Genomic DNA, 11,645 nt, shown 5'->3' on the forward strand with positions numbered 1-11,645 from the left:
ATCTGATTGAAATCGTTTTTCCTTTGCTAGCCGCCCCCATAGCTTGCCGGCTAGCCGTCTGGCCATCTTTCTGCGCCGGTTCCATGCTTGGTAACAGGTGCAGGAGGGGCAATGGCCAATCGGAAAGCAAAGCGCGATTCCAGTGGTGAGCGAGGCGTCTCTGCTCCAGCACAGCCATGTAGGTCACTTGGGAGCGGCGATGCTTAGCAAAGCCCCGCATTCGCAGTCAAGCGACGCCGGCAACGCTCAGCAGCAGAGCAACGAGTTCAGCGCGCCCTCGATCTCACTTCCCAAAGGCGGTGGTGCAATCCGCGGCATTGGCGAAAAGTTCGCCGCCAATCCGGTGACCGGCACCGGCTCCCTGAGCGTGCCGATCGCCACTTCACCGGGACGCTCCGGGTTTGGCCCTCAGTTGGGCCTGTCCTACGACTCCGGTGCCGGTAACGGCCCATTCGGCATCGGCTGGAGCCTGTCCCCGCCGGCGATCACGCGCAATACCGACAGGGGCCTGCCCCAGTATCGCGATGCCGAAGAATCCGATGTCTTCATCCTCTCCGGAGCCGAAGACCTGGTGCCGGTCTTCAAGAAGAATCCCGATGGAAGCTGGACTCGCGATCAACAAGGCAATCTGGTCGACGACGAAGAGCCACGCCTTGGTTACATGGTCAGGCGCTACCGGCCCCGGATCGAGGGGCTATTCGCGCGCATCGAACGCTGGATGCGCCTCAGCGATGGCGATACGCACTGGCGCTCGATCTCGAAGGACAACGTCCTCACGGTTTATGGCAGCTCATCCGAATCGCGCATCGCCGATCCGGCGAACCCAAGTCACGTCTTTAGCTGGTTGATCTGCCAGAGCTATGACGACAAGGGGAACGCGATCGTCTACGAGTACGTCGCCGAGAACGACGATAGCGTCGATCTTTCCCAAACCAACGAGCGCAATCGCGTGCGCTCGGCAAACCGGTATCTGAAGTACATCCGCTACGGCAACAGACAACCGCTGCAGATCGACCCGGCGCAGCCGAGCTTCCGTCAGCCCCACGTACCAACGCCGGACTTCAGCAGCGCAGGCTGGATGTTCGAGGTGGTGTTCGACTACGGCGAGGGGCACTACCAGGAAATGCCGGCGGATGCGGATGGCCGGATTTTCGCGACCACCACGTTGAAACCGCCTGTCGGGCGCAAGTGGCCCGCACGCCCGGATCCGTTCTCTACCTACCGATCCTGCTTTGAGACACGCAGCTACCGCCTGTGCCAGCGGGTGCTGATGTTCCATCACTTTCCCGACGAGTGGGGTGTCGACGACTACCTGGTCCGCTCCACCGAGTTTGCCTATAAGGAAAGAGCCAACGGCTCCTTCATTTCCCAGGTCTTGCAGTCTGGCTTCAAACGGATTGCCGCGCCCGAACCGCGCTATCTCAAGCGTTCCTTGCCGCCGCTTGAATTGGGATATTCCGTCAGTCCGCTCGACGACCCGACGATCTACGACCAGTTGCCCCTGCAGGAAGTTGACGCTGAAAGTCTGCAGAACCTTCCGGCGGGCATCGACAGCAGCAGCTACCGCTGGGTCGACCTGGACGGGGAGGGCATCTCCGGTGTGCTCAGCGAACAGGCTGACGCCTGGTTTTACAAACCGAACCTCGGCGAGGGGCGGTTCGGACCCGTCGAATGCATGTCGCCCCGTCCCTCGCTGGCTTCGCTGAATCGCGGACGCCAGCAGCTCCTTGACCTCGCGGGAGACGGCAATCTCGATCTGGTCGACTTCGGGTTGCCGACGCCAGGATTCTTTACTCGCACCGATGATGCGGGCTGGGACCGATTCCGCACTTTCCTCAGTCTGCCGAATATTGACTGGCAGGATCCCAACTTGCGCTTCGTGGACCTGACCGGCGACGGTCATGCCGACATCCTCGTTACCGAGGATCAGGTGTTCTGCACCTGGCATGAGTCCTACGCGGAGGAGGGATTCGGACCAGCGGTCCGTGTCCCCCTCGCACTCGACGAGAAAGAGGGGCCGCGCCTGGTGTTCGCCGACGGCACGCTGTCCGTCTATCTCGCGGATATGTCCGGTGACGGTCTGTCCGACCTGGTGCGGATTCGGAAGAGCGAAGTCTGCTACTGGCCCAACATGGGCTATGGCCATTTCGGCGCGAAGGTCACGATGGACAACGTGCCGTGGTTCGACGATGCCGAATCCTTCGATGAGCGTCGTGTCCATCTGACGGATACCGATGGCTCGGGCCCGACCGATATCGTCTATCTCGGCCGCGACGGCGTCCGTGTCTATCTCAACCAGCACGGCAACAGCCTGTCCGACGCCCGGCTGCTGAGCCGGGTGCCGCGTGCGGACAATCTCACGACAGTCTCTGTCGTCGACTTTCTCGGTCGGGGAACTGCCTGTCTGTTGTGGTCTTCGCCGCTGCCCGGGGACGCGCGGCGGCCGTTGCGTTATGTGGATCTGATGAGCGGGGTGAAGCCACATCTGCTTACGTCGGTGCGCAACAACCTCGGCGCCGAAACCCGCGTCGAATACGCGTCCTCGACGCAGTTCTACCTTGCCGACAAGGCGGCCGGAACGCCCTGGGTTACCCGTCTTCCTTTCCCGGTGCACGTCGTCACGCGCGTCGAGACCAACGATCTGATCAGCGGCAACCGTTTCGTCACGCTCTATGCCTACCACCATGGTTACTTCGATGGCATCGAGCGCGAATTCCGCGGGTTCGCGCGTGTGGACCAGAGGGACACCGAGGAGTTTGGCGTCCTCAGCCAATCGCCTGCGGTCCCGCCCGGCACCAACTTCGATGCGGCCTTCAATGTGCCGCCGACACTCACCACGACCTGGTTTCATACCGGCGCCTACCTCGCTGGCGCGCGCATCTCGCGACACCTCGAAGACGAGTATTACCGCGAAGGTGACCCCGGCCAGCCTGGACGCGAGCTCAGCCTGGCCCAGCGCGAGGCGATGCTGCTCGGCGACACCGTACTTCCGTCCGACCTTGCGGCCGCAGAAATACGCGAAGCCATCCGGTCGCTTAAGGGCGCGATCCTGCGGCAGGAGATCTATGCGCTCGATGGCGAGGAGGAATCCAACCGGCCGTATTCTGTCGCCGAGCGCAACTACACCATCAGACCCGTGCAGCCGCGCGGCGCGAACCGGCATTCCGTCTTCTTCACGCACGCGCACGAGACCATCGACTTCCATTACGAGCGCAAGCTGTTTCCCATCCTGAACGGGCAGATCGTCGACGACAAAACGGCCGTTCAGAACCCAGGCGTCAGGTGGCGGGCCGATCCCCGTGTCGCGCACACCATGACCCTGGACGTGGATGACTACGGCAACGTGCGCCAGTCGGTGGCGATCGCCTACGGTCGCCGCTTCGACGATCCCGATCCGGTGCTGACCGATGCCGACCGGAAGAAGCAGAAGCAGCTCTTTGTGACGCTCACCGAAGCCAGCTTTACCAACGTAGTCCTTGCCGTCGACGCCTATCGCACCCCGTTGCCGGCCGAGGCTCTAACTTACGAACTGATCAACTTTACTGACGCATATCGATCCATCGCGCCGGAATATCCACCGCAGCTGGAAATCACCAGCCTGTTCCGGTTTGATCCGGTGCGGCAACTCCTGTCCGCGCCCCACGACGGCGCGATCGATCTGCCGTACGAAGATTTCAACGCAACCGGAGCACCTCAGGGCAAGCTCTGCCGGCGACCTGTCGAACACCTGCGAACCCGGTATCGCAGCAATGATCTGGAGCGGTTGCTTTCGCTGGAAGAGCTGGAGGCGCTTGCGCTGCCCGGCGAGAGCTACAAGCTAGCATTCACGCCCGGCCTTTTGAACACGGTGTACCAGCGGCCGCACATCGGCCTGACCACGGAAAATCTGCTGCCCAATCCTGGGGACGTCCTGCCAGTGGATGCCACGCATGAGTCCGACCGGGGCGGCTATGTGGATCTCGATGGTGACGGCCGCTGGTGGATTCCTTCCGGGCGCGTGTTCTTCCATCCGACCGAGACCGCCACTGCCACAGATGAGCTGGTGGAAGCCAGCAGCCACTTCTTCCTACCCCGTCGCTTCCGTAATCCGTTTGCGGCCAGCAGCTTCGTCGATTATGCGGACGACCTCTTTCCCGTCAAAGCCCGCGACGCGCTCAACAACACCGTCGAGGCACTGCATGACTATCGCGTGCTGCAACCCAAGCAATTGACCGACCCCAATGGCAATCGCTCTTTCGTCGCCTTCGACGCGTTCGGCTTGCCGGTCGCCACGGCGGTTCGCGGGAAAAGCAGCGAGACGTTTGGCGATTCGCTCGACGATTTTGGGGACTTCGATGCCGACCCCGCCCTTGCCCAGCTGCAGGGCTTTGTCGCGCGCCCCGCAGACCTCAAGGCGTCGTTTCTCAAAAGCACCACCAGCCGTTTTGTCTACGACCTCGATCGCTTCCGCCGCAGCGGCGAACCCCCTTTCGCCGCCGCCCTGGTACGCGAAACCCATGTGAGTGATCTATTGCCACCGCGAGGCTTGCAGATTCAGATCAGCTTCGCGTATTCCGACGGCTTCGGACGGGAACTGCAATCGAAGTTTCAAGCCGAGCCCGGTGACGCACCGATCCGTGCAGCGAATGTACTGCTGCCGAGCGGCGATGTCAGCCCCGGCTCATTGACGCTCAACAATGGCGTGCCCGTGTTGGACACCGCGAACCCTCGCTGGGTCGGTAAAGGTCGCACCGTTTACAACAACAAAGGCAAGCCGGTCAAACAATACGAGCCCTTCTTCAGCAGCACGCACCTGTACGAAGTGGAACCGGAGATGACCGATACCGGCGTCACTCCGATTCTGTTCTACGACCCCGTGGGGCGCGCGGTCGCGACACTGCAACCCAACCACTCCTATGAAAAGATAGTGTTCGATCCGTGGTCGCAGCAGACGTGGGACGTCAACGACACCGTCACTCAACTTGACCCGAAGACCGACGCCAACGTCGGCGCGTTTTTTCAGACGTTGCCAGCACGCGACTACCTGCCCACCTGGTACGACCGGCGCCGCAACGGCCAGCTCGGTCAGGATGAAAAGAATGCGGCCGACCGCGCTGCGGCCCATGCCGGCACACCGAGCGTAGCCTATCTCGACACACTAGGCCGCACGGTGTTCACCGTTGTCGACAACGGTATCGATGCCGGCGGTAAGGCCCGGAAATACCCGACCCGCATCGAACTGGATATCGAGGGCAACCAGCGTGCCGTGCGCGATGCTGTGATTCAGAGCAACGACGTACTTGGGCGCATCGTCATGCGCTACGACTACGACATGCTTGGCCACCGAATCCACCAGACGAGCATGGAAGCCGGCGAGCGCTGGATGCTGAACGACATCTCCGGCAAACCGATACGGGGCTGGGACAGCCGCGGTCACAACTATCGGATCGAATATGATGTGCTGCGCCGGTCACTGCATCACTACGTCCTCGGGACGACCGCAGACTCCGATCCGCGCACACTGAACACGGAAGTGCTGTTCGAGAAGACCGAGTACGGCGAAGGCCAGCCAAACGACCTGCAACTGAATCTGCGCACACGCACCTTCAGGCAGTACGATGCGGCGGGCATCGTCACCAGCGAGGCCTACGACTTCAAGGGTAACCTGCTGCGCAGCTCGCGCGAACTGCTTCCGGACTACAAGCGCATGCCCGACTGGAGCCGGCCGGGAGAGATCTTTCGCAGCAGTTCGGTGTTCGACGCACTCAACCGTGTCATTCAGCAAGTGGCCCCGCACAGCGACCAGCCGGGCACCCGGTTCAACGTCACCCGCCCCGGCTACAATGAGGCGAATCTGCTCGAGCGAATCGACGTGTGGCTGATGCAATCAGAGGAGTCGACCTCGTTGCTCGATCCGCAGAGCGCGAGCGTTCACGCAGTCGCCAACATCGACTACAACGCGAAGGGGCAACGCGAACGTATCGACCTCGGCAATGGAGCCTCGACGAGCTATGCCTACGACCGCGATACGTTCCGGCTGATCCGGCTCACGACGACGGCTAAGACCGGGCAGGTCTTCCAGGACCTGAGCTATGTGTACGATCCGGTCGGCAACATCACCCACATTCGGGACGACGCTCAGCAGACCATCTATTTCAATGGTGGTATCGCAACGCCGGAGAACGACTATCTCTACGACCCGATCTATCGGCTGATTGCCGCCGACGGTCGCGAGTTCTTCCAGCAGACCAACATCCCGGAACCCTCAACATTCGACGACGCGCCACGCGTCAATCAATCCTGGCCTGGCAATCCAGCGGCGATTCGCAGCTACTGCGAGGAGTACCAGTACGATGAGGTGGGCAATTTTCTCCACCTCCTGCATCACGAGGGAAGCCTGCCTGGCACCAGTGGGCAGTTCGGTCTGGTCCTGTGGAAACGCGACTACACATATGCGGAAGCCGGCCTGATCGAAGCAGAGAAGATGAGCAACCAGCTAAGCAATACTGCTATAGGCGCGACGACCGAGAAACCCTACGCCTACGATGCCCACGGCAATATGACGGCCATGCCGCATCTAAGCATGATGCGGTGGGATTTCAAGGACGAGTTAAGCGCAACTTCACGTCAGGTCGTCAATGTCTCGCCGCCGCCCGACATGGTGCCGGAGACGACCTACTACGTGTATGACGCTGCCGGGCAGCGTGTGCGCAAGCTCACGGAGCGGCAAAACGGTTCACGCAAGTGCGAGCGCATTTATCTCGGTGGCTTCGAGGTCTATCGCGAGTACAACAGCGCCGGCACGACCGTGACACTGGAACGTGAGACGCTGCATGCCATGGACAACAAGCAGCGAGTCGCGCTGGCCGAAACCAAGACTGTTACCAACCCGAGCGACCATTCACCGGCACAACTCATTCGCTATCAATTCGGTAACCACTTGGGCTCGGCGACTCTGGAGCTGGACGATCAGGCGAATGTTATTTCATACGAGGAGTATTTCCCATATGGCAGTACCGCGTATCAGGCGGTAGATAAACGTGTTAAAGCAGCGGCGAAGCGGTATCGCTATACGGGGAAGGAGCGGGATGAGGAGAGCGGGCTCTACTATCACGGGGCGCGATATTGCGCGGTGTGGTTGGGGAGGTGGACAAGTTGTGACCCCGCCGGTATCGCGGATGGGACGAACTGCTACGCCTACGGGCGGAGCAATCCCGTCAGGTTCATCGATGCCCTTGGCACCCAGGCGTCCCCGAACAATCCCGGGAATATCGAACTTCATCAGTTTCGTCCCTTGCGCGATCGGGTTAGCGAGTCGGTTAGCGCGCAGATGCAGAAGGGCCTGCGGGCGGGCGAATCATCGCAACAGACCTTAGGTTTGCCGCTATCGAAGTCCGACGTCAGTGAGCTGAGTCCAGAGCAGCGTGAGGTTGTTCGCTGGCAGGCCAAGAAACCCAGCGCGCCGGATCCGGTCCAGTACGTGCCACCGTTTTCCGATCTACCAAGCGACGCAAAGCCGCTAGGTCCAAGAGGGCCCGTGCTGGCCGATCCGAGTTTAACGAAAAGCAATAGCGTCGATCCGCGGGATCAGAATGAAGTCGGAGCGCCCTCGCGTTGGCGATATGAAGTAGGGCAGACGCAGCGTAAGGCCGACTTCGGCGATATCGCGGACAACCCTTACGTCAAGCGTCCGCTCGATGCCCTACAGACCGCAGCCACCGGCCAACTCGAGCGTGACTATCGGCACGCTACGGGCGGCGATGTGGCAGCAGGCGTCGTGGCCGGTGTGGCGATTGCCGGCGGTGCGATAACGGGTGCCGCCGCGACGAAGGACACAACCGACGTCCCGCTCGTGAGCGGTGTAAAGCCTTCCCTCAAATTGAGCGACACGGTCAAGATCACCGGCGGGTTCACATTAGTTCCGCCGCAAGCTCGCCCCGATGTACCTCCGGCTCACTCGCCCATGTCTACAGTTCCTCCCGGCAGCAGGCCGATAGTGCAATCTCCGCCGTCGACTGCCGTACAGAAGCTGGGCGACAACCCGCCACCAGGTCCGCCCGATCTGTTTTCACCAACTCCAAGCCTTAAACAGGGATTTACGGTGTACTTCCAGCTTGAGATCAAGTTTTGATGAAAACGTCCCACGAAGTCGCTGCGCAATTAGCGGGCAACAATCCGGACAGACCACGGATACCTTAGCTGGTCGCACGACAATGCTTCGCACCACGTATTTGCGGTCTTATCGCGGCGCGAAGGAGGGCTATGACCAATGTACGTGGTGTAAGTGTGATCGCCCGTCGACCTCAATCGTTGGCCACGATAGGAAATACCATGGACTCGACAACACAAGACTTGAAGATCGATCTCAGCGGCGGGCCATTGACCTCTCGATTACCGCTTGTTGTGCGAACGTCAGCCGATGTGAAGGCTTTGCGAGCCAACTCGCGGGCAGTTCGCAGACTACCGCGAACGGGACTCAAGATCGCCATCGACGGGTTGGACCCGTGCCAGGCCCAGAAACTTCAAGAGCGCATCAGCGCCTATGTTCAATCCTGCGGGTGTGCCGAAGGCGGTGCCACGGCACTCGTCGCCATCGTGGCGGTCCTCGCCTTACTCACGCTTCAGATCTCGGCACGCGGGCCGCGATGGGGTGACTTGGGCGCAGCGGCCATGGGCCTCCTTCTCGCCATGCTGCTCGGGGGACTTGCCAAGCTGCTTGGCCTGACCATCGCGCGACTTCGATTTAAGCGATGTTGTAGCAACGTCATCCGGATGACCAATACGAAGTGACTTGCACTGCAGGAGGGAAACGAAATGACCTGCCGTCAATGGGTGGACGAGGGACATATTGCCTGCAACGCGTGGACCGACGAAGTATCGGCAAGCTGCGTGTCGTGGCGCGACGATGGCTATTCGGAATGCAACAACTGGGCGGACGAAGGCAGTTCCGCGTGTTCATCTTGGGCCGATGAGGGCCACAACGACTGTGCGTCGAGATACCTGAACGAGTGTCACTGGTACAGCCCGTGGAACTGCATCGCCGGGTGGCTCTGCCAAGCGTGGTACTGGGTGGCCAATTGGGTTTGCCAAGGTTGGTACTGGGTGGCCAACTGGGTGTGCAAGGGGTGGTACTGGGTTGCGAATCTAGTCTGCCAAGTCTTCGTGTATGTCGTCAAGGCCGTTTGCCTTATCTGGTCTTGGGTTGCCAAGCTCGTCTGCGTTGTATGGGACGGCATACGTTGTCAATTCAAAAGCTGGTTCGGTCAGCGAGGCCGTGATCGCAGCGCCATCAAGCATGTCTTTGTGTTGATGCTCGAGAACCGAGCTTTCGATCACATGCTCGGATTCTCAGGAATTGTCGGCACGGATATCGGCACTGGACAGCAGCGCGCGATCAACGGAGCGGCCGGCAGCAACGTTTTCCATGGCACTCCGATCCAGCCAGGCACCGAGGCCGACTTCAAACTCAGCAAGCCGGTCGACGTCGACCCAGGGCATGAATTCGACAACACTGTCGTCGCGCTGTGCGGTGCCGGCGCCACCTACCCAGACGGCGGAGCCTACCCGCAGATCGACAACAGCGGATTCATCGCGAATTACGCGGCCAGCAAGGGCACGCCGCAGACCCCGCCGAACATCATGAAGTGCTATTCGCCCAAGCGTGTTCCGATTCTCAACGCGCTGGCCAAGGAATTTGCGCTGTGCGATGCATGGTTTTCCTCACTTCCAGGGCCGACATGGCCGAACCGGTTCTTCATGCACGCGGCATCCTCCGGCGGTCTTGATGACAGCCCATCGGGTCTCAGTTCGGCGGGCAACATCGCTTTCGACGGCTACACCTTCAACAACGGCACGATCTTCGATCGGCTCGACGACGCGTGCGTCGAGTGGCGTGTCTTCGCGGGCGACAGCTTCCCCGTGACCCTCGCCCTCAGCGGCATGACGCTCAATGAACTAGAGGGGCGCATTCACGACTTCGATGAATTCGTCGAAGCGGTGAACGAGGATGGTTTCTCGGCCGCATATACATTTATCGAGCCGAACTACGGCAACGACCTCCCCCCGAGCGCGGAGGACTATACCTGCGGCAATTCGCAACATCCGCTTGACGACATCACGCGCGGCGAACGTTTGATTAAGACGGTCTACGAGACGATCCGCAACTCCCCACACTGGAACGAAAGCCTGCTGCTTGTCACCTATGACGAGCACGGCGGTTTCTATGACCATGTTGCGCCGCCACCGACGGCGGCGCCCGGCGATGGCGTGAGCGACGAGGACAATGTCTTCCATCACTTCACGTTCGACCGTCTGGGCGTGCGCGTGCCCGCCGTGGTCGTCTCTCCTTTCATCGAGAGGAACATCGTCGACGGAACGACCTATGACCACAGTTCACTTCTGGCAACGGTGGAGGCGATCTTCGGGCTCAAGCCGCTGACAGCGCGCGACGGGGCGGCCTCGAACCTGATGAAACTTCTCACGAGGGCGACCCCGCGAACGGACGCGAGCACCGACATCGGGCAGCCGGCCGTGTCAGGCTTCACCTGCGACGATGATTCGGCTACCGGAACAACGTCACCCGGCGGCAGCGGACTGACGGCGACCGGTTCGGGATCGGACCTCGGTCAGACTTCGGGGCATGGTGGCGGTCGCGACGGCTACGACTGGACTCGGGACACAGAATCGACCGGACCGACATTGCGGGGCTTTCAGGAGATCGCGCTGCTGAAGGCATTGAAGAACGCGAGAGGTCGCGATCGATGGCAGATACGCAAGGAATACCTGGCCGCCAGCACGCAGGGAGCCGCAAAGTTCTTCATCCACAAGGTGGCGCTTATGACACGCGGCAATCGGATCTCGGCGGTGCGCAGGCGCAAGCCCGGAATCCTCTCCCTGTTCTGGCTGCCTAAAACGCGCCGATGGGTCGCAGATCCGGTCGGTATGTATCGTGGCCGTGCCGATCGACGAGCCACCGACGAATGATCAGCGCAGTCAGCTCTTCGGAACGCGGCGTCTCAAACCCGTCTGGCGCCGCACATCTATACGGAGCAGGAACTCAACGAACTCCCCAACTTTTGCACGCTCTCACTGGTCCAGCGATGCCCATCGGCCCGCTCGCGTTGAACGTTGACGCTTGCGAAGCGCGAGCTAATGAAGGCGGGCATTGCGGTAAGACTGCGCCACTTGTTGTTTCCTGCCTCTTATATGAAGTCTTTCCATAAGGCCAGGGAACCACGGTTCACCGTCGTCAACCAAGCGACCGTTTGCCGGGGGATTGTGTTGAAAAAGTCTTGTTTTGGCTCGAAGCGCTGGAGTCCGTGGCACGTTTTCGAGTTGTGGTGATCGGCGAAGCGGCAAACTTGAACGAGGCAACGATCCCCGTTGCCCGTCATGCGACGGCCTGGTTCATCTGCTTGCTTCCTGGCACTAGCCGCTTGGCCATTCTTCGCAGATTTTGCGCAGTTGCTGCCATCAGAAACTCATCATGGGCACCGCTTGGACCGCGCAGTCGCAGACGGTCCAGTTTCAAGATACGTTTGAGATGGGCGAAGAGCATTTCCACCTTCTTTCGCTCACGACAAGATTGGTTGTATTCAGGCGTGTTCGCAATACGTCTCGTTTTGTCACGCGCAGCTTCATGGATGCTTCGAGCAATCTTGCGGAAT

4 protein-coding genes are annotated in these 11,645 nt (G+C 60.6%); 3 read left to right on the forward strand and 1 reads right to left on the reverse strand.

Annotated elements, in window-relative coordinates; genetic code table 11:
* Positions 1-199: 199 nt before the first annotated feature.
* The 3 genes from OKW43_RS42485 (at position 200) to OKW43_RS42495 (ending at position 10,962) form a co-directional block, all read left to right on the forward strand.
* Complete coding sequence (locus OKW43_RS42485) at positions 200-8,110, forward strand: SpvB/TcaC N-terminal domain-containing protein (protein WP_429454857.1); 7,911 nt, start codon at positions 200-202, stop codon at positions 8,108-8,110.
* Between the two features lie 200 nt (positions 8,111-8,310).
* Complete coding sequence (locus tag OKW43_RS42490; RefSeq protein WP_429454858.1) at positions 8,311-8,769, forward strand: hypothetical protein; 459 nt, start codon at positions 8,311-8,313, stop codon at positions 8,767-8,769.
* Positions 8,770-8,793: 24 nt separating this feature from the next.
* Positions 8,794-10,962, forward strand: coding sequence for an alkaline phosphatase family protein (locus OKW43_RS42495; protein ID WP_429454859.1), 2,169 nt, complete (start codon positions 8,794-8,796; stop codon positions 10,960-10,962).
* Between the two features lie 406 nt (positions 10,963-11,368).
* On the opposite strand, the gene OKW43_RS42500 is transcribed toward OKW43_RS42495, so the two are convergent.
* A partial coding sequence (locus tag OKW43_RS42500; protein WP_429454860.1) for a transposase occupies positions 11,369-11,645 on the reverse strand: 277 nt, incomplete at its 5' end.

The organism is Paraburkholderia sp. WC7.3g (assembly GCF_050436345.1).
GTDB classification, from domain to species: Bacteria; Pseudomonadota; Gammaproteobacteria; order Burkholderiales; family Burkholderiaceae; genus Paraburkholderia; species Paraburkholderia podalyriae.

Coding starts and splice junctions, on each gene's coding strand:
- OKW43_RS42485 (WP_429454857.1), top strand. CDS start 200: ATGCTTAGCAAAGCCCCGCATTCGCAGTCAAGCGACGCCGGCAACGCT.
- OKW43_RS42490 (WP_429454858.1), top strand. CDS start 8,311: ATGGACTCGACAACACAAGACTTGAAGATCGATCTCAGCGGCGGGCCA.
- OKW43_RS42495 (WP_429454859.1), top strand. CDS start 8,794: ATGACCTGCCGTCAATGGGTGGACGAGGGACATATTGCCTGCAACGCG.